Below are 20,242 nucleotides of genomic sequence, written 5' to 3'. Positions count from 1 at the left end.
TACGTTGATCAGTATTGAGACAGAATTACTGGTGGATGGCTTGGTTCCTTTCTTCTTTTAGTCTTCTTCTTCCTCTTCTGCTTCTTCAGGTCCTCTTCTGACGAAAGGGCTCTTGCCGGACAAGAAAATTTTATTAAGTCGAGTAAATCTTTGCAATGCGGGTAAAACCTCAGCAATCTCCTCCTGAGTTAGCGATAGATCTTGCGCAGATCTTGGGGATATCTGACTTGGCAGAACAACAACTTTCCATGATGCATTTGCAGCAAGAATAAGACTGAAAATGTGTTCTACGACTCTCCAGGGAAAGACAGATCCTAAAGGAGAAGAGACTAGGTAGGGAGCTCCTAGTTGAGATTTCTCAAGAGCCTTTAATGTAGCTATTGTAACTTTGGCTACAAATGCTGATGATTTTTTGGACATAACTTCTATTGTTTTGCCTCTAGAAAAACGCTCTCCTTTGCGTACAAAGTACCGTTGCGATATGGGGGTAAAGAGGGGTTGTAAAAGCGATTTTTGGCATGTGCCGATACTTCCATCTTTTTTCTTTATAATGACGGAGAGGGGCTCCTTGCTTTGCAAGGGAGAAGTAGGAGAGTGAGTTTTCCATAATTCTAAAATCGTTGCGGTTAAAGGTTCACGTAATCCAGAAGAAACTATGTGTTCCATAGCAAGGTATAGATCTACTTGAGAAGCAGGATTTTTACCTCCTGGAAGCACTATCTCGTCTCCTATCCCACAGTCTCTTATGATGGTAGCCATTTCTACATTGGTTAAAGAATGTCGTTCGGGAAGTTCGGTCAGAAGATCTGAGGAAAATACGTTTATTAAAGCTTGTATTAGCTTATCCATTGTTGTGTAGTTTAAGAAACGTTCTAGCTGTTTTATGAGAAGAAAGGATTGTCTTTGGATAATACCTTTGGCTAAAAGGCATAGGGAACAAGTATGTCCGGAGGTTGGTCCTGAGCTGTTGGGGCAGTCCACTAAAGACATTCTTCGGCCCTTGGTCTGAAGGATGAAGTTCATAAGGAACGACAAGGGGGTACGTAATGATGCCAAGGTGGATTCTTGACTACCTGTTTCTCCTGAAGTGGTTGATATTTCGGATGTTCGGAGAGAAGTAGATTCTTCCACGTACTCTGCTTCCTCCACATGATGGGTTTTTCTTTTCTTTTTTTGAGGTTCCTGGTCCACAGAAGAAAGACGTGATGTGCTAGGTTCTTGCAGCTCCTCCGTTGCGGTTTGACTCACGAATGCAAGACGAATGCCTTGAGGTCTGGGAACACCGTTAATTCGAACAAAATTTGCTAGGGAGGGTGTCATTCTAATCATATCTTCCGTGGAGAAAGATAATACTTGTTTGGGTGTTACAGACAATACAGTAGGCAATACCTCAATGTTCCATGAATCATTAGAGGCTAGTATAAGGCAATAAACGTGAGCTACTGTCTCTTTTTGAAAAGCCGTCCAATTAAAACTTGTTTTAGTTAAATATTTGATCCCTTGTGGGGACGCTTTTATGGCTTGTAGAGAGAGGATAGTTAGTTTGGCGACGAAAGTGGCATAGGAAGGGAATAAAGGTGTTCTACGGTCTTTCCTTTTTCCATGATAACAACACCGCAGTGTTAGTGAAGAGAAAATTGGAACAAGAGATGAGGGGGCGACAAGACTAAATTTATTCTCATGTTCTTCCATAAGGATGGAAGGGTCCATCTTTGGTACAGGCGTAGAAGATTCCCACAGTTCTTTGATTGTTTGAGTTAAAGGGTGTTGTAATCCACCTTTGATTACGCGTTCCATGCTTTCATAAAGAGTGACTTCCTCAGCAGGATTTCTTACTCCAGGGAGGCATATGGCATCTCCCATATTACACTTGGCAGCGATACGAGCTACTTCGAGTCTGGTGAACACTTTTTTGTCGTATAGAGAGGTCATCTTGCCTTCTTCGGTAAGGGAGATTAGTGCACCCACCAGAGCTTCTTTGGTTGTGTGTAGAAGAAGAGTTTCCAATTGTTGTGACAAAGTGCGGCTCGATTCTGATGACATTATGTGATGAGACAACATGCATATAGAACACACATGTTGTTGTTCGCGTCCTCCGTTTGGGCAAGGGATTTTGAATGGGGGGATTCTTCTTTTGTTTTTGACAATGGCATCTAGAAGAACAAAGAAAGAAGATGTTTTTCTGAATAAATCTTCTTCGGGTGCTTCGAAGGAAGTCTGTGGATGAATAGTTTCTTCTGAAGGTTGTTTTTGTTGTGGAGGCAGCAGTAGTTGCCATGTCTTTCTTTTTTTTAAGGGTAGATTACTAGCTTCTCTTTCTTGCCAGCCTGTTTCGGTAACGATTGTTAAATCTGTATGGGGGAGCAGGGACTCTTCAGGAACTTCCTCTATTTCTGAAGGTTTTGATCTTTTGGTTGCTAATGTTTCTAGAACTTGTAATTCTTCCATCGATTCCTGCTCTTCAGAAGTTTCTAATTCAGGGACAACTATTGGTATTGAAGGAGGAGGTTGTGAGGAACTTCCAGAAGCTTCTGACAAATCTCGACATCCGGAGAGTATGGAGTAGAACTGAGCTCTTGTGAGAGCAGTATTTTCTTGTAACATAACTTTCATATAGACGCCAGAGACAGCCATAGCTTCAGCTACCAACGAGTAATTGTATCCTCTTGCTGCTATGGAAAACAATTGGCTGCGTAGGATCTCCTTTTCTGTATTGAAATCCGGAGAAGCAGGGAAGAAAGGTGGAGATTCTGTGATTTCTCGAATAAGTTGGATATTAGATAAGATACGGCTACTTAACGATGAAGGGAAATTTCCCCGTTGTTCTAAAGATTCCGTTCCACAAGACCTAGAGACGCTCATAACACTACTGACTTGATGATATCTCGGTGAAAGTTGCCAGAAGGAATTAGGTGACTTAGTAGGAGTAGTTCAGAAAGTATCTCCCCTCTAACGCATTGTCAGGACTACCCTAGCAAGGAGGAGAGGAGTGCGTTCAGAGCTTTTTTGTTCTCTACTGGTTTAGATATTGAGAACCTTTTGTTTCAGAGAACGAGTAGGTTATAGTTTTCGTAGTTTTAACGCCATTGTTATTCTCAGGTTTGTTCGGGATCTTCTTCTCCTCGGATAGTTTTTTTGGTGCTAAAAGGAGTGTTCCCGGCCATAAGAATACGGTTGGTTCTTGTAAACTTTTGTAACTTAGAATACAGGTGGTAGGTGTCTTCCAAGGGGAAAGTTAGTTCTTCTACGGTGTCTGGGGAGGCTTTGCTTGGGAGAACGACTACCCTCCAAGCAGGGTTTGCGAGAAGTATTAAGCAATAAACGTGGTCCAAGACATATCTGGGGAAGAGCGGGCCTTGGGGGGAGTTTTGGAGAAAGGAGGTTCCTAAGGGGGAATCTTGGAGAGCTCTTATAGAGAATATGGTAAGGGTAGCAAGGAATTTCGTATGTCGAGGCGACATGTTTTCAGAATATTTTCTGCGTCGCCATTCACTTCCTAAAAAGGAGAAGAAACGTTGCGCAATAGGGGTGAATAGTTCCTGTAAGGCAGAATGTTGGTATGTTTGAATAGAGCCGTCGGATTCTATAACCGATGTAGACAATAACAATTCCTCTTTGGGATAGGGCAATGATGGGGAAGTATCCCATAATTCTAGGATCGCTTGTGTCAACGGCGCTTGTAACCCTGCCTGGATTACACTGTTGAGAGAGCAATAAAGAGGTACTTGGGAGCCAGGATTTAGTTTCCCTGGCAGACATATACTGTCCCCAATGCCGCAAAGACGTATGAGGCAGGCCAACTCAAGGTTTGAGAGTTTTATTCTCTTGGGTAACTCTCTTAAAGCTTGAGCAGAAAATAGAGTCATTAGAGCATATAATAATTGCTGTTCTGTTGTATATTTTAGTAATTCTGCTAATTGCTTGGTTACTTGTGAGTATTTATTAGTTAAAAGGTTTCTTGCTGGAATACACAATGGGCACGAGTGTTTAAAGATGGATCCTTGCAGGATATTAGGGCAGGGTATAAGGACTTTTCCTTTGTCGGGCTTATTTTTTAACACGTTTAATAAAAAGAAGAGTGCCTCTGGGGTCATTACGGGATCAGAAGGTGTTTCTGTGAGTTCTATGAGTTCTCCTTGAGGAGCAGGAGGGTAGTCCGTTTCTTCAGGGAGCGCTTGAAGGTAATGGGTCTTTTCGGTTCTTTTTCCACGGGATTGTTCTTGTGGGACTTCTCTTGATGAGCCTGCAACTTCTTCAAGCTCTACTGAGGAGTCTTCTGATTCCTCGCGAGCTTCTGTTAAAGAGCTTACTAGCACGCTTTCAGGGGCTTGAGTAAACATTGTCCTTAACTGTGTTGGATCTAGAGCTCCTGAAGGGGGCTGCGTGGTAGTAGATTTTTTTGATAGTTCTTCAAAATAATGCATTCTTGGTTGGTTAATTCTGTTGGTGTGCATAAAGTTTTTTAGTGCTGGCATGATAACCTTCTTAGATTCTTCCGTCATAGAAAGAGTTTCTCTTGGGCCATGGGAAATTGTACAAGGAAGAATTTCTACCCTCCAAAAAGGGTGTATTGCTAGGATCAAGCTGCATATATGTTTCAGCACGTATCTAGGAACTGCTAATTCCCCCGAAGGAGTTTTTGTTAAGTAAGAAGAACTTAAAGAAGAGGTTTTAAAAGCATGAAGAGATGCCATGGTAATGTTGGATAGGAGTTTCACAAAGGCTGGAGATAATCCATATCGACGATCTTCTCTGCCTTTTGCTTGTAGTCTTCTTTGAGTTATGGAGGAAAAAATGGGGGATAGCGACGAAGGTAAAATTGATGTGAGTTTTTTATCCTCTTCCTCAATGAGAAGAGGCGCTTCTTTGTTTCTTATTTCCACATCAGAGTTCCAAATTTGAGTAATAAGTCTTGTCAGAGGGTTGGAGGTTCCGCCTTTGATGATGCAAGACATTGATCGATAAAGTTCCACTTCTTCGGAGGGATGCTTTCTACCTGGAACTTGTGCGACTTCTCCAATTTTACAATCGGAAACAAGGTATACAAGCTCCAGATAGGAAAAAGAGGTTTTATTGGGAGTGATAGAAACCTCTTTGTTTTCAATTAGATTGGTTAGTACCTCCAATAAAACTTCTTTGGAAGAGTATGAAAGCAAAAATTCTAACTGGGAAAATAAATGACTTGGAGACAGCTTGGAAAGCTGCATTGTCAGCATGCATATGGAACACAGATGTTGTGGTTCGGAGCCTTTCTTAGGACATGGAATAGTGGAAGGAGATTCCAGTCCTCTATTGAGAGCAACAGTGTCCAAAAGTAATTCTAGGGCAGCGGAAGCTTTTTCTGATAGTCTAGGTGTTTTCCTAGTTTTTTCTCCTGCTTCTGAAGGTTTTTCTTTCTGCTCTGCGAAAGTTACTCTCCAAGTTTTTCTTTTCTTCGCGGGTACGGAGAGGACGGGCTCAGTCTTTTCTATTGCTGTTGTTTCTAACGTGATTGTTTCTGCAGTGGCTTGTAAACTCGGAGTTCTTAACGCTGGTTGGGTAGAACTACTTCCTGAGGATTCTGATAAATCTCTGCAGCTGGAGAGAATGAGGTTGTATTGACTTAGAGTTAATGTCTTATGTTCCTTGATCATAGTCCTTAAGAAAATATTTGAAATGGCCATAGCTTCGGCCATGAGTGGTAGAGAGAAACCACGGTAAGCAATAGAAAGTATTTGGCTTCGTAAAATTTCTTTATCAGGATCATGGTCAGGAGGTTTTGGGTGGAAAGTAAGGTTTTGGGTAATTTCTTTTATGATCCTAAGGTTAGCAGAAATACGTTCCTCCAAGGATGCCGTAGAAGGTGTTTCCAGTTGTTGGGATTCGGAAGTTCTAGATATGGTCATTGTTTAACTACGTTAGGTTGTGGAAAAGGTCGAAAGATCGAGATTCAAGAGAGAAAATAACTCTGTTCATCAGTAGTTTATTTGGAGTAAGGAGTAACTCCAGGTAAATATATTCTGTTTTTTGCAGCAAATTGTTGCATAGAGGGTTGAAGCATACATATGACTTCTTCTGGTAGAGATAGTTCCTCTGTTGTTTTGAAAGAAAGTTTGCTAGGGAGAACGGCTACTTTCCACGTGGGATTGGAGACAAGAATAAGAGAGAATACATGGTCTACGGTTGACCAAGGAAATAACGGTCCTTCAGGGGAAGAGAGTAAAAAAGGGCTTCCCACTCCAGATCGTTTGAGGGCTTCTAAGGTCGCTAGAGTCATGTCTGCAAGAAAATCTGAAACTCGAGGAGGCATCCCTGTCTCAAGTTTTCCTCGAGAGGTTTTATCTTTTCTTTGAGCAAAATAACGGTGAGCAACTTTAGAGAAAAGGGTAGATAATAGCTCTGCAGATAATTTTTGCAGATGTCCTGTCTCATTGATGATGAAGACTGTTCTTGGAAAGGCTGGTGCAGGGTAGAAGGGAGGTCTGTCTGTTTGCCATGCTTGCCATATAGCTTGAGTCAATGGGGATTTTAATTCCTGGCGAATAACATTATCCAAGGATTGGTACAACCTTAGTTGTGAGGCTGGATTTTGGTACCCAGGGAGACATATGGCATCGCCTATTTCACATTTATCAATGATGATCGCTGCCTCAAGGTTGGAAAGCCTTCTTTTTTCAAGTACTGCATGTGTACTTTCTTTGGCAAATAAGGAAGCTAGCGCTGACGATAACTTACTTACATCTGTGTACTCCAAAAGCATTTTTAATTGCCTAACTAGTACTACCGGATTGCCGCGAAGAAGTTGTTGTGTAAACTGACACAATAAACAAGAGTGTTTCCCTTCTGTCACCGATTGTCTATTCGGACACATAATTTGGCCTAGACCTCTCTCTCTGTCTTTGTGTTGAATAGTTTTTACGAGAATGACGAGTTGTTCCTGAGTAAGGGTTGTTGAAGGCTCTTCCTCCTCTTCTGAAGAGCTGGAAATTTCTAGATGGGGATCGTCTATATGGTGACTTTTTTCTTTCCTCTTGCCTGGTTGGGGAGGTTGTTCTTGATAAGTTCTTTCTTGTTGTAGAGCCTCTGTCTGTGAGATATCTTTCAGTGGTGATAAGGAGGGTGCTGTTGGGTTGGGGAGCGATTGCAAAGAGATTTTACGTTTTTTCAAAGGTAGATGAGAGTCCAAGTATTTTTCTTTCGAAGATTCCGATCTAATATCCTCATGTAAGGAAGGATCCAATAGTGATTGAGGGGCTGTTTGAGTAGAACTGCTTCCTGATGATTCGCTTAGGTCTCGGCAATTAGCTAGGACTAGATTATATTGGGGAGTTGTCAGAATCATATTCTTTTTCAGGAGAGTTTTTAAGTAAAGATCAGACACTGATAAAGCCTCTGAAATTAGTTTTGAGCTATAGCCGAGGCTAAAGAGGGAAGTGATTTGATGTTTCAGTTCTTCTGCTTTGGTTGATGGGGATCCTGAGGATAAGGGGCCTTTGATAATTTCCTCCACAATCTGTAAATTAGCTGAGATCTGCTCCTTAAGGGAGTATGAAGTAGGATTTTCCGTCGGTGTATATTGGGTCGAAGAGGGTTTAGAGATGCTCATTACTTAAAGAGGTTAGTATTTTTTGAAGGATCTAAGCATGCAATGCACGTAACTATCTATTAACCAGGTGAGAGGTAATATAGTGAGAGGTAATATAAGGTTTGGATATGGAAAAACCTCCTGGTCCAAGGTGAAAGAGGTGGAAGTTTTGTTTGTCACAGTATTCTTCTACGGACACGACAAAGAACTTCGCATATTCCAATTTTTTTCTAAAGTTTATAGATTGAGTAAGATAAAACTTTTTTCTTTGGTTAGAGATTTGGTGTGCTTTAAGGTTGCGATGCAAATCTCTCTTGTCTTTCTAGAAGATTTATTGTTACCAATATTTTACTCATAACCCTTTTCAGTATTCTTGGTATTTCATTGGAAATATTCTTGCGGATAGCTTTCACGTTTCAGCTTCTCTCCTCCTGGCGCTAACAAGACTGTGTCCCGCTTGAAAGATAAAATTGATTGAAGTAAAGCGTTGGAGTTTTCCAAAGATGAGTTCTATCTCTTCTTTGAGAAAGGATAGTTCTTGGAGTCCTCCAGGATTTACTTTACAGGGTAATATGGCAAGTTTCCATATGGGATGTGCAGCTAGGATTAGGCAGTAAATGTGTTCCATAACTTCCCAAGGGAATATAGGGCCTGAGGGAGAGTCTTTTAGGAAAGGCCTCCCTAAGGAGGATTCTTGTAGAGCTTTTATTGTAAACATCGTTGTTTTAGCGATAAAATTTGTCGTTGTTAAAGACATCTTTAAGACAAGGCGTCCGCGCTTTCTTGCACCTCTTCGCATATCAAAGTACCTCTGGGGAACGGGAGTAAGTATAGGTAATAGTAATGCCGGTTGGCAAACATGAGTACTCCCGTCATTTTTAATCACCAAAGGAGGGTCTAAGGTTTCTTTTGCTGATGATATCAAAGGATCTGATGTTTCCCAAATTTCTAAGATCGCTTTTGTTAAAGGGTCTTCTAGCCCAGAAGAGATGACTTTACTTACCGAACAGTACAAATTGGCTAATGATGCAGGATTCTCTTTCCCAGGCAAACATACGGCGGGTCCTATTTTACAATCTCTGAGGAGACAAGCTATTTCGAGATTAGTAAAAGATCCCTTTTTAACGAGTTCCGAAGCAGGGTCTCCATTGAATAACTTCATTAGTGCTTTTATCAAACGAGATTTATCTGTGAATTCTAGCAGACTTTTTATCTGATTTAATAAGCTGGAGTAACTTTTGTGTAGAAGGAGTTTTGATAGTCCACAAATAAAGCAAGCAGATTCCCCGGGAATATGTTTTGTAAGGTCAGGACATGTCTGGGGAGATGAAGTATCTCTACTAAGAGTTTCGAGAAGGAAGGATACGGATCTAATTGTTTGTTGCCTTTCTACTGACTCTTCCTCGAGAGGAAGGATTTCTTCTGCGACCTCCGAAGAGGGGCTAGCCTCTCCATGATGGGCTCTAGAGACTCTTATTGCAATGTCTTCTTCATCAGAGCTTTCAGAATGTGAAGGTTCTTCTCCTGAGGATGCAGTTTCTTCGGAGCTTTCTTGTGCGGTAATACCAGAAATTTCTTTGGCCATTTCTTCATCAAAGTATTGTCCGCGCGTTTGTCGGATGCCGTTCACTCTAACAAACTTTTTTAGTACAGGAAACAATTCAGAAATTTGTTTCTCAGGGAGTGTTAAAAGTTGTGGGAAAGCAGGAGAGGCCTTGCAAGGAATAACTTCTACTTTCCATATAGGGTGGCAGCATAGTATGAGACTGTAAATATGTTGCACAGTACTTTTGTGGAAAATGACAGAATCGGAATCGGTACTTTCTATAAAAGGTGCTCCTTTGGGGGTTGTCAGTAAAGCTTTAAGTGAAAGAATGGTTGCTTGTGCTACAAAACCGAAATATGTTGAGGAAACATAAAACTTTTTCCCTACTTTTTTCATATGAGCGTGACGAGGAGTTACAGAAGAAAATTGGGCGGTTATTAAAGGTACGGAAAGCACATTTACTGAGCCATCAGCTTCTCTCACGGCGATAGATACGTCTTGAATTTTCACTGGATGTGGAGAATCCCAAAGTTCTTTCAATGCTTGCGCCAAAGGATGTCTAATTCCCCCTCGCACGACATCTTCCATAATTTTGTATAAATTCACTTCTAATCTGAGATCTTTTTTTCGAGACAAATAGATCTCTTTGCCCAGTCGGCATGCATCGACAAGGTAAGCGATTTCCAGGGAAGTGAAATATCGCCTACCGTAAAGGGGAGCAATCCTTTTTTGTCCCATTAGGTGGATTATAGATTCCGTCAGTACTTCCTTAGACGTATGGAGGAGTAATATCCCTAATTGCTTAATTAAAAAGAGATCTCTTTGAGAAGCTACATAATGGGATAGCTCACAAGTGTCACAGCGGGGATGAGGAGCTGTTTCAGGACAATCAACAGGATTCGGAACACCGTTTCGAATATTTATGACAGTGCTCATCAGTAGGGAGATTGCTTCCTTGGACTCATGTTGGGGAGGGCTTTCCATAGGTGCGGGACGAGAAAGAGCTGGGGAAGGCTGGAGTACTGTCCAGATTTTTCTCTTTTTGAGAGGGAGCGCCAATTCTTCTTTTTCCAGGGGTCTCTTTGGAGTAGTAGAAATTTCTATTTCCATGGCAGACTCCTCTTCCAGAGAAGGAGTTTGTAAGGACGGTTCAAATCTTTCGGAGGCTGGGATGGAGCTGCTTCCAGAAGCTTCCGATAAATCTTGACAACTTCTCAGGAGACTGTTGAATTCAGTTGCAGACAATGATCGCTGTTCTCTCAGTATTACTCTTAAAGATATCTCCGAAATGGCCAAAGCTTCAGCAATTAAGCGAAAGTTGAACCCTTTTCTTTCCGCAAAATATAATTGGCTGCACAAGATGCCCTCGGTTCCTGTCATATCCAAGGGATTGGTCGAAACGATTTCTTGAATGAGCTTGTGGTTGCTTCTAATTCTATCTTCGAGAGGTGCGGAATGTGAAAGGGTTGGAGTTGATGAGGCGAATTCAAAAAGTTTAGATACACTCATATCTTTGTTATTCTTTTTGATGTTAAATGGGTAAATGTTGTACGGATTTTGTTAAAAACTAGATGTTTAAAAGGATTTTATTTCAGAATCAAAATTTGGTTCTTCCGCGGAAGCCAAGCCTGTGTATTCTGCAAAATCTTTGCATGGCAGTATGGAGTATTGTCGTCTCTTCTAAAGGTAATCGCAAAATTTCTATATCGGGTGAAGCTTTAGTAGGGAGTACTATAATACCCCAAGTTGGATGTGAAGCCATGATAAGACCACAAGTATGTTCCACGATGTCTTTAGGGACAGCAGTCCCTTGCGGTGTAGATGCCAGATATTTCTGGGTTGTTGCCGATAAAGAGAACGCTTTTAGGGTATGAAGGGTAATAGTAATTAAAAACTTAGCATGGGAGCTTGTTATGCATCTATTCCGCTTTCGTTGGCCTGAAACAAAAGTAAACAGTTGTTCCGTAGATGAGATAAGCGGTATTAGTGAATCTAATGTTGTGAGTGTCAGTTGGTTGTTTTCTAAGGTTAATATGGACGGAACTTCTCTTATGTTGTGATGACTAAGTGAGGGAGTATACTTTTTCCAAATATTTAAAATATCCGAAGTTATAGGGTCCTTCAGCCCAGAAGAAATTACCTTATCCATTATGCAATACAGTTCTATTTGGGATAAGGGACTCTTTCCTCCCGGGAGGCATATGGAGTCTCCTATTTTAGCGTCGCGCATGAGAATGGCAACAGACAGATTGTCGAAGTTTGGTTTTTGGATCAATTTTGCAAAGTTTCTGCTGGAAGGCAGATTTAAGATTGCTTCTGCGAGTTGATTTTGTGTAGTGTGCGACAGTAGGGTGCTTAGTTGTGTTCTCATTATGGGAGGGCTGCAATAAATAAACTGCTTTGCCAGCAAACAGTGTGAGCACACATGTTCTAAATCTTTGCTTTCTTCTGTACTTTTAGGGCATTTCACAGTGAGTTTCCGAGATCCTACTCTCGCAATTTCTGAAAGTAAAAATAGCAAGGCCTCCCTATCTTCCTCTTGTGACGGAAGCAGAGGAGAAGGATTTTCCATTCGAACGATCTCATCGGAGCACTTTACTTCAATTTTCTCTGGCGTATGGCGTGTTTTTCTAGACTTTTTCTTGGGAGGTTCCTCTGCAGAGGGTGTAGTTTCTGAAGTTTCTGAAATTTTTTCAGAGGGCGCAACTTCTTCTTGAAGAGCGACTTCAACTTCTGAAGTGCGAGGTAAATATCCGCTTGCAGATTGGACTATGCAGTTCTTTTGGGTAAATTTTTGTAATTGCAGAGATACGAGATCTATTTCCCCGGGAGAAAATCTAAGATCTTCTGGTGCTGGCGATGCTATTCCAGATGCAGGAATTTCCACTCTCCAAGAACGGTTGGAAGCGAACAAGATATTGTAAATGCGTTCTACTATTTTCCATTCAATAGCAACCCATCCAAACTTAGTCGGGGAGAAAAATTTGAATCCTTCTTTAGAAAGTTTCATTGCTTTCACTGTGGCAAAAGTAATTTTTGCTAAAAAGCTCATATGGGAGGAAGATAGAAATCGAAGATCGGCAGCTCTTTCGCCACGATAATACCTATGTTCGAGCTTAGAAGCTATAGCGAAACAGTTTTCTTCAGAAAGAATGCCCAAGGTATTATCAGATTTTAGTACCAATACGACAGAAGGTATATGTCCTAAGAAGAGGGGAGCGTCCCAAAGATCTAGTATTTTTTGTGTTAACGGAGAATGAATTCCTTCGTTGATAGTATCTTTTAGACTTTGAAGGAATTGTAAGTGTTCAGCAGGGTGTTTTTTGCCGGGAAGGCATACTTCATCTCCCACTTTGCATTGTTCGAGTACATGGCAGATTTGCAGCCTGGAGAAAAATAATGTCGACTCTAAACTAGCAATCTTACCTTCCCTAACCAGAGTAATTAAGGTATGAGCAAGGGTAGTCTTGTTTGTATATGATAAAAAATCTCCCAGCTGCATGAAAAGCATTCGTTTTTTTTCTCGAACAGCTTGTTTTGCCATGGAGCATTTGCGACACTCGTGGCTCTCTGATTCTCCATTTGGACACGGTATCTCTTTAAGTAGGGACATATAGGCGTTTTGTTGGGCTGTATCTAACAAAAACTCTATGGATGGCGCTTCCGGAAAAGGAATCTCTGGAGGTTCTTGTACTTGTTTAATGAAAGTTTCGTAGATAGTTTTCCTTTTCTTAAGAGGCAGTTGTAGTTCTTCGGGACTAATACTAGGTTGTTGGCTAGTAGACATAATTTCTTCTGGCGATCGTACTTGAGGAGCTGGTGGAGGTTGCTGGGATCCACTTCCAGAGGCTTCCGATAGGTCTTGGCAGCAAGACAAAACATTTTTCAGCTCTGATTGTGAAAGGATTCGATCCTCCATCAGTAGGGTTTTAACAGATAATCTGGAGATAACCATAGCTTCGGCTATTGTGGACAAACCGAACCCTTGATTAACCATAGCGTTAATTTGGTTGTATAAAGATTCTCGCTGACCCACTTGATGAGGAGGTTGTTGTAAAATTATCTGCTGAATAAGACTTAGATTAACAGCCGTTCTTTCCTGAAGAGAAACGGGGGAAGACTCTGTGCCAGGAGAGGGTGCTTCAGTAGATTTGGAGATGCTCATAAGCGGTTTTCCAAACTGCGGCAGGTGTGGGGCTCGTATTACGTAATAGCATCAATTGGTGTCGGTGGATCTCTTTCAGAGAAATCAGCTACAGGGAAGACTTCGAGGGGTAAATACAGAGAATAAAAACCTCCTGAGAAATTTTTGCAACACACTTTAGATCAATGACTAAAAATAGGAAAGGCAAAACATTTTATACAGCAACTTTTTGTGGGTTCCTCTTTTTGGTGTAAGTGTTTGTTACTTAGAGATCTTTCGAGTTAAGAACAAGCTTTGAACTTGTTCTTAGGAAAGCTATCAGGATGAAGCATTATATACACTTTGACCTCTTAGGAATAGACCATTAGCAGTAGTAAATCTTAGTAAGTGCCGTGATATCGTTTCCGCCTCTTGGTCAGAGAATCCCAATTCTTGAGAAGGTCCTATGGAAGCCCTTGTCGCCGAGACCGCTACTTTCCATGCTGGATTGGAGCAGAGGATTAAGCAGACAAGATGGTCGATAACATGCCAAGGAACGGCCGTCCCTTCTGCGGTATTTGTTAAGTAAGGAATCCCTAAAGGCGAGTTTTTAAGGATATATAAGGTAAGTAACGCAATAGTGGCTAAGAATGTTTTGTATCCTTGAGACATCGATGTATGGTAGCGTTTGCTCCTTCCTTTGTGGAAATATCTTTGATCTATGTTAGAGAACAAGGATTCTATGTTTGCTGTACATACTAATTGAGGTTCATTATCTTTCACAATTAGCAGGCTTGCGGATTCTTCATAAAAAGATCGCGCTACTACGGGAGAATGTTGCCAGATATTCAGGATAGTCTGCGTGAGAGGGTGGGATAATCCTGAAGAGATGACCCTTTCTAGGGAGTTGTAGAGCGGGATCTGAGTTGCAGGATTTCTTCGTCCGGGGATGCATATGTTTTCATCTTTTATGTTACATCTGGCAATAATGTGAGCTATTTCTAAGTGAGTGAAGTGATGCCTGGAAGAGAGATTTTCGAGACTCTCTACAAAAGGAAGATTTAGCAGAGCTTCCGCCACGACTTCTTTTGAAGAAGCTTCTGACAAAACAGCAAGCTGCTTTCTTAATGTGTAGGATAGAGAAACAAAAATCTTTCTGGTTAATGCACATTTGGAGCAAGAGTGATAGAGTTCTTCCCCATTAGTTTCAGGGCATTGAATAGCTCTAAGAGAAGGTCTTTTGTTACTTTGGGGGTGATCTCTTATTATCGTTTCTAGAAGAAAAACAAGAGCTGAGGAACTTTGTTCATGCGTTCTAGCTGTTGTCTCCACTTGCTGAGTATCTATTGTCAGAAGCCTTGCCGATTTTTCAGTTTCCCTCAGTTCAGGGGCTGAGGAAGGCTCTATTATTTTAACAAATTCTTCAAGAGTTTTTTTTCTCTTCTTTAAGGGTAAATGATGTTCTTCCTGTGCTGAGGTAGAAGTCAATGTTGGAGTTTGTATGGCTTCGTGGCTGCTTCCTGACGATTCTTTCAAATCTTTACAGTTGGAAAGTATTCTTGTGTACTGAGATTCTGATAATGTCTGGTTTGTTTGCAGTAAAAGATTGAGAGAGATATTAGAAATAGCAAGCGCCTCAGAAATAGTTCTGGGTCCGAAACCTTGTCTTCTGATGGAGAATAAGTTTTCAGATAAGGAGCGAATTTCTTCTGTTTTATAGATGCGTTGCAGGGTAATTGTTCTGAGCGCTATAAGGTTAGATTTTATTTTTTCTTCCAGAGAGGTTGATAAGGGAAAAGAGCAAAAAGTTCCTGAGCAAGAAGAATCTATCGGTGTCGTCATATGTGTATGCTTTACCTTGGGTTGTCATTTTTTTGATGTAAAGAGGGACCAACCGCCAGGGATCCCTCTGGGGTTGTTTTGAAAGATTAGGTTTCTTAATTCTCTAAAGAGCTCTTCTCTCAACTCTTCAGAAAGATTTAGGGTTTCTGTGGTTGATAAGCTTGCTCTACAAGGGAAAATTTTGATTGTGTTTGCCGGGTTAGCGTTTAAGGCCATAGCAATAATGCGAGCAATAATCTTAGATGAACAGGTAATACCTTTGGTCGAGGTAAAGAAAAAATCTTTACAGGAAGGGTCATCCATCATAAGAGAGAGCGTATAGGTAAGGGTCAAAGTAATGAAGTTACTGTACGAAAGTGTTGAAGGGATGTTTTTTCGAAGCACAATTTCCCCTTTAACGCCTTGTTTTTTTTGGTAGTAGATTCTATGTAGTGAGGATAGTAAGGGGGTTAGAGAGGCCTTATTGAAAGGTTCGACGTCGCCTTTTCTATTGATCACAAACAAGTTAGATATATTGTCTGGATTTGGTATTGGCCCCTTAGCCTCCTTCCACAAGGAGCGAATTTTTTGGGACAGTGGATCTGTTGCCTGGGTTGCTAACAGACTGGCTAAAGCTTTGTATATTTTTAACTGAGAGAGTGGCGAGGTTTTATTGGGTAGCAGGAGGTTGCTTCCCGAAGGGCACAGTTCTAAAATGCAGGCAAGTTCGTAGTCCGATAAGACAGATTTTTTTCTGCTAAATAGAGCTTCGGGAATAAAAGAGAGAACACGAAAAGCGTTTAGAAGCTCCGTTTTATTTATTGTTTGGAAGAGCATTCTAAGCTGGAAAATGAGTCCAAAATTTATTCTTTGTGTTGCTAAAAAATTTCTCAAAGGAAGACAGCTAGGGCAGGAATCCTCGTTGTATAGGATTCCACAAATGTTATGTGAGCAGCTACCTGAAGTAGTTTCCGGTAGTTTAGCCAAAGAAGTCATGTAAGCTATTGAGTCAAAGAACTCTTCGGATATTTGTTGCGCTTGAGGATGAGGAGGAAGCAGTACGGAAGGAATTAGCGAAGGAGATTGTATTAATGACGGAGTTTGAAGCGCCGCATGAGCAATTTTTCTTTTTTTCAAGGGGAGGTGTTTTTCTGCTAATTCTTCCCGACATCGCTTAGAAATTGCTTCTTTTTGTTCCTGCGCAACGCTTTGACATACCTGTCGAAGATAGAGTAGTTGCTCTTGGGAGAAAGGAACTCCTTCATTGAGTTGTCGATGCAAAGAAATTTGCAGTCTCTCGCAAGCTTGGGAGATCAATTCTTGGTTAATCCCTTCCTCCTGTAGCTGCATAATCTGAAATATGAGCTGGGTTTTTTTTGAGGAGGCGGGTAGGGACGGGGATTCAGATGACTGTTGTTGCGTAGTCACCTCCCTGGATGTGGAAGGAGTTTCTTCTTGGTTGCTAGCGGAAGATGTAGATAGAGATGTTCGTAAAGACTCGAGAGCTAGAAGAGCTCGTGCAGAGTGGGACAGCGTTGATCTACTAGGTGTTGAGGATTCGCTATCGCTGCTAGATTCTTCTGATGAAAGGATGACTACATTTTCTTGGGGATCATGTGAAGGGGATAATGGTGGTGTTTGGGGTGGTGTATTACCTATGGGTGAAGACATTAGAAGTAGTAGTCGGTTCTATATTTTGTATAAATTTTTTTTAAAAGTAGGAGCTTCCTTGTAATGTAATGGCATATTGTTTTGAGAAATTTCTCAGCGCTGCATACAGAATCTCTGTTTCATTTTCACTAAGGGATGATCGTTGAGCAAGTTGTCCAGCAGTTGCTTTGCAAGAGTCTATGTAGATTTGCCACTTCACGCTGGAGAGGAAGATCAAAGTAAAAATACGATTTATGAGGTTCATGTTAGCGAGGAATCCTTCGGGAGTTCTTACAAGCATATCTTGATATTCCGGCGTATCCTGTAATATTTGTACCGTCTTGATAGTGATTTTGGCCACAAAGTCAGCGAATGCTTGAGTCATAGCAACCCTTCTGTAGGATGTTACTTTTTTCCCCTTGGTTTGGTGTAGATAGGCGCGGACTATGTAAGGAACTTTCGTAGATAGGGAGAAAAAGTCATGTTTCTCAGTACCCTCATCTGTAGAGATTTTTATGGAAGCCGTTGAACTTTGTAAATACTCTCTACTCTGCCATATTCGCAAGATGGCTTGCACAAAGGATGATTGGATCCCTGAGGAAATGATTTCCTCCAAAGTTCGGCAGAAATTGGCTAAAAGAGCAGGATTCGCTGTATTTGGTAAACAAATAGCATCAGGTATGTTGCAAGAGTCAATAAGTATGGCTAACTGATGATTTAGCAAAGTAGACCCTTGCAAAATCTTTTTGAGGATAGAAGGGGTTGCATGAAGGCTAGCAGCTAACTTTTTAACGGTGGTATACTGGAGTAAGACTTCTAATTGCCATATAGAAGCCTCTCGTTGGGGGGAGTGCATGTTTGTCAACATGGTTTGCAAGGGTGCACAAGTATGACAAACAGATTCAGTATGTCCTCTTGGACAAGAGAATTTGACTAGAGCAATTCCTATTCTTGCGTTCGTATGGACAACCTCTAGTATTGCTTCCAACGCTTCCAAAGAACAGAGATTCCGTTGTTCTGTACTCTCCTGGAGAGGAGGAGTTTCTAAAGGTACCAAGGATCCCCATCTTAGTTTTTGTTTTTTCAGCGGCAAGTGTCTTTGCTCTTGAGATGCTACATGTTGTTTGGATTGTGTGGATGAACCAGAAGAAGTACTTTCTGCTTCTGAGGGCGTTTCGGAACTTTCCGCTGGGACTCCAATGAGGGAGGCCTTGATTTGTGCTAATTCTTTCTCAGAAAGAACTCTGTCTGCTAGCAAAGATGATTCTATAGAAATATTGCAGTTAAGCAAAGATTGGGCAATTTCTGCACAATTTTTCGATGTCTCTATAGCAAGGGCCTTTATCTGTTCGGAAGTGGACTTTACTGTTAGAACATTTAGCCCTCTCAGAAATGGGGATTGTGTAAGGATAGTTTCATGCTTTCTTTTCAAAGAGAAGGCCATTAGGTCTTCTAATAACAGCATGGTTTGTAGAAGGTAGTTGCTTACGGACCCAGAGAGGGGCGATTGGAGAGGCGGTTCTTGGGAGGATGTGTGGGGTATCGGGGATGGGGATCTACTACCTATGGGTGAAGACATGTAATGCTCAACTTTTTACTAAGATGGACAATTTATTGTTGTTTTGTTTTTGTTTCAATTTAATTCATTTTTTGACAGTTTGGTTGTTTTTATAAATTATTTTTTTTAATAATCCTTTTATGCTCTTGAAAGATGGCTTATAATTCTCGACCTTCTGTATCCAAAAATTTTAATGGAGTGCAATTGCTTTCTCTTCAGTCCATCCAATAAGAAAGCAATCCCGTGTTCTTGATGGAAAGGAAGACACAAGTTTCTAGCCTTGAAACACTAAGTTGTGCTTCAAGAATCATCACAATTCATCGCTAGCCAACGGTACCGATATTTTTATTCCATTGCTTTTAGCAAAGACAAGGAGTTCTTTGCTTAGAACTTTAGACTCTTCTTCTTTGAAACTTAGAAATTGTCTTCGAGTGACACTAGCTTTGCTTGATAAAACTCGAATTTTATACTTGGAACTGGAAGAAAGAAGAGTCAACGAAAGGATAAGCATAAACATTTCGGTGTGAGGTATAAAGGTGTTTTCCGGGCTTTTTAAAAATAAATCAGCAACCTCAGGCTGTTGCTGCAACGCTCTTAAAGTTTTCACTGTTACGCAAAAGGCAAAATCAATGAAAGACGAAGGGACAGCTCTGCTCGTGTAATAAGCTGCTTGTCCTTTGCCGAATGGATAAGCTCTAGATATTTTTGGAAAAAGTTTGACGAATTCTTCTTGGCAAATCTCTTTTGTAGTCAAACATCGTGAGTCGTAAGCGAGTCGTATAGACAGATTTTTGAGAAGACACTCTGGGTTTCGAGTTGTTCTCCAGACTCTTCGGATAATTCCGATAGTTCTGTTATGAATTCCCAAGGCAATAACTTTTTCTAGGAAAAAATATACGACTCCCTGTGTTTTGGGATGTCCCATTTTAGGTAAACATAAGGATTCTGGTGCATTACATTTGTAAAGGATAAGGGCTAGTAGGGAGTCACTTAGATATTGAGTTCGTAGCACAGCTTGCGTAGCTTCTGGTATATGTAGCACAGCTTGCGTAGCTTCTGGTATATTTAGAAGAGCTAGCGCCAACTGCTCTTTATTAATGTGATTTAGTAAGATTTGTAATTGCCATTTTAATGTTGCTTCATTTTCTGTTATGACTAAGCAGCTAAGCAATTTTTGTATTGGGAAGCACCGAATACACACCGGTGTGGTATGAATATGTTCAGAGAGGCTTGAAAGATGCCAAGGCAGCTTGCTAATGGTCATATCCAGTAAGTCAATGAAAGCTTGTAGGGAATGAGTGGATGGAGGTTGAAGAGCTTCTGTGGCGGAAAAGATGTCCCAAAGAATCTGTCCGGAAGATGCTGTTGAGGGATCCTCTTTGGAGAAAGCTTGAGCAAAACTACGTTTTTTTAGTGGCAATAGTACAGAGGGTTCAGATTTTGATATACTCTGTTCGGTAGAAGATGTTTTAGAGAGCGCAGGGGGGTCTCTTTCCATTAGCGCATGCTCGGCAGATAATCCACTTCCCCCTGCCTCTGAGATGTCTTGTAGGGCGGCCTTGATGGATGCAATTTCTTGTCGCGAGAGCTCTGTATTTTTTTTTAACTTTTTCTCGATTTGTATATTGCAGGCGACCATTGCTGTCGCTACACTATTAAGACTAGTAGAGGTTTCTTGAGCGAGTTTGCGAATTTCTTCCGCGTTTGTTTGGAGCGTTTTTAGGTGACGAAGTTTCTCCATAATGATAGGGGAAGAAACTTTCTCCGGTTCGGAAAGGAAAAACTGGAGATCTTGCAGGAGAGCTAAAGTTTTTGCAACCATCTCCGTTATAGAAGACTTTTTCGTGACCTGTGGTTCTTTTTCTGGAGGAGGAGGCCTGGAGGGGCTGCCTCCACCACCTACAGGAGAGGCCATTTTCTCTTCCCAAAGGACAGTTGGTTTTCTTCGATTCTAATTAAAAAACTTTTTCCAGAAATAAA

The 20,242-nt window shown here is 41.1% G+C and carries 10 protein-coding genes; 1 reads left to right on the top strand and 9 read right to left on the bottom strand.

Annotation, left to right across the window (positions count from 1 at the left end; all coding sequences use genetic code 11):
* Window positions 1–57 precede the first annotated feature (57 nt).
* From KJA62_RS02945 to KJA62_RS02915, 7 genes are all read right to left on the bottom strand, one after another.
* Window positions 58–2,862 (bottom strand): hypothetical protein, encoded by a 2,805-nt coding sequence (locus tag KJA62_RS02945; RefSeq protein WP_213318535.1) that lies wholly within the window; start codon window positions 2,860–2,862, stop codon window positions 58–60.
* 233 nt (window positions 2,863–3,095) lie between these two features.
* On the bottom strand, window positions 3,096–5,885 hold the full coding sequence (locus KJA62_RS02940; RefSeq protein ID WP_213318534.1) for a hypothetical protein: 2,790 nt from the start codon (window positions 5,883–5,885) through the stop codon (window positions 3,096–3,098).
* Between the two features lie 77 nt (window positions 5,886–5,962).
* Entirely contained in the window at window positions 5,963–7,585 is a 1,623-nt protein-coding gene (locus tag KJA62_RS02935; RefSeq protein ID WP_213318533.1) for a hypothetical protein, read from the bottom strand.
* 388 nt (window positions 7,586–7,973) lie between these two features.
* Window positions 7,974–10,619 carry a hypothetical protein gene (locus KJA62_RS02930; RefSeq protein WP_213318532.1) on the bottom strand — a complete coding sequence of 882 codons (2,646 nt, stop codon included), beginning with the start codon at window positions 10,617–10,619 and terminating at the stop codon, window positions 7,974–7,976.
* Window positions 10,620–10,707: 88 nt separating this feature from the next.
* Window positions 10,708–13,275: a hypothetical protein gene (locus KJA62_RS02925; RefSeq protein WP_213318531.1), complete on the bottom strand. Its 2,568-nt coding sequence runs from the start codon at window positions 13,273–13,275 to the stop codon at window positions 10,708–10,710.
* A gap of 297 nt (window positions 13,276–13,572) precedes the next feature.
* Entirely contained in the window at window positions 13,573–15,075 is a 1,503-nt protein-coding gene (locus tag KJA62_RS02920; RefSeq protein WP_213318530.1) for a hypothetical protein, read from the bottom strand.
* A 24-nt stretch (window positions 15,076–15,099) separates the two neighbouring features.
* Window positions 15,100–16,404: a hypothetical protein gene (locus tag KJA62_RS02915; protein WP_213318529.1), complete on the bottom strand. Its 1,305-nt coding sequence runs from the start codon at window positions 16,402–16,404 to the stop codon at window positions 15,100–15,102.
* Between the two features lie 10 nt (window positions 16,405–16,414).
* Between KJA62_RS02915 and KJA62_RS02910 the strand changes: the two genes are divergently transcribed.
* A complete protein-coding gene (locus KJA62_RS02910; protein WP_213318528.1) occupies window positions 16,415–16,789 on the top strand; it encodes a hypothetical protein in 375 nt (124 codons plus the stop codon).
* Here the strand turns inward: KJA62_RS02910 and KJA62_RS02905 are convergent.
* On the bottom strand, window positions 16,766–18,283 hold the full coding sequence (locus KJA62_RS02905; RefSeq protein WP_213318527.1) for a hypothetical protein: 1,518 nt from the start codon (window positions 18,281–18,283) through the stop codon (window positions 16,766–16,768). The two genes, KJA62_RS02910 and KJA62_RS02905, sit on opposite strands and share 24 nt — an antisense overlap.
* A 289-nt stretch (window positions 18,284–18,572) precedes the next feature.
* A complete protein-coding gene (locus tag KJA62_RS02900; protein ID WP_213318526.1) occupies window positions 18,573–20,177 on the bottom strand; it encodes a hypothetical protein in 1,605 nt (534 codons plus the stop codon).
* Window positions 20,178–20,242 lie beyond the last annotated feature (65 nt).

Origin of the sequence: Chlamydiifrater volucris (assembly GCF_902806995.1) — a bacterium.
Classification (GTDB): domain Bacteria; phylum Chlamydiota; class Chlamydiia; order Chlamydiales; family Chlamydiaceae; genus Chlamydiifrater; species Chlamydiifrater volucris.
Note: the sequence above shows the minus strand (reverse complement) of the source record. Positions and strands in the feature narration are given on the sequence as shown.

Coding starts and splice junctions, on each gene's coding strand:
- KJA62_RS02945 (WP_213318535.1), bottom strand. CDS start 2,862: ATGAGCGTCTCTAGGTCTTGTGGAACGGAATCTTTAGAACAACGGGGA.
- KJA62_RS02940 (WP_213318534.1), bottom strand. CDS start 5,885: ATGACCATATCTAGAACTTCCGAATCCCAACAACTGGAAACACCTTCT.
- KJA62_RS02935 (WP_213318533.1), bottom strand. CDS start 7,585: ATGAGCATCTCTAAACCCTCTTCGACCCAATATACACCGACGGAAAAT.
- KJA62_RS02930 (WP_213318532.1), bottom strand. CDS start 10,619: ATGAGTGTATCTAAACTTTTTGAATTCGCCTCATCAACTCCAACCCTT.
- KJA62_RS02925 (WP_213318531.1), bottom strand. CDS start 13,275: ATGAGCATCTCCAAATCTACTGAAGCACCCTCTCCTGGCACAGAGTCT.
- KJA62_RS02920 (WP_213318530.1), bottom strand. CDS start 15,075: ATGACGACACCGATAGATTCTTCTTGCTCAGGAACTTTTTGCTCTTTT.
- KJA62_RS02915 (WP_213318529.1), bottom strand. CDS start 16,404: ATGCAGCTACAGGAGGAAGGGATTAACCAAGAATTGATCTCCCAAGCT.
- KJA62_RS02910 (WP_213318528.1), top strand. CDS start 16,415: ATGAGCTGGGTTTTTTTTGAGGAGGCGGGTAGGGACGGGGATTCAGAT.
- KJA62_RS02905 (WP_213318527.1), bottom strand. CDS start 18,283: ATGTCTTCACCCATAGGTAGTAGATCCCCATCCCCGATACCCCACACA.
- KJA62_RS02900 (WP_213318526.1), bottom strand. CDS start 20,177: ATGGCCTCTCCTGTAGGTGGTGGAGGCAGCCCCTCCAGGCCTCCTCCT.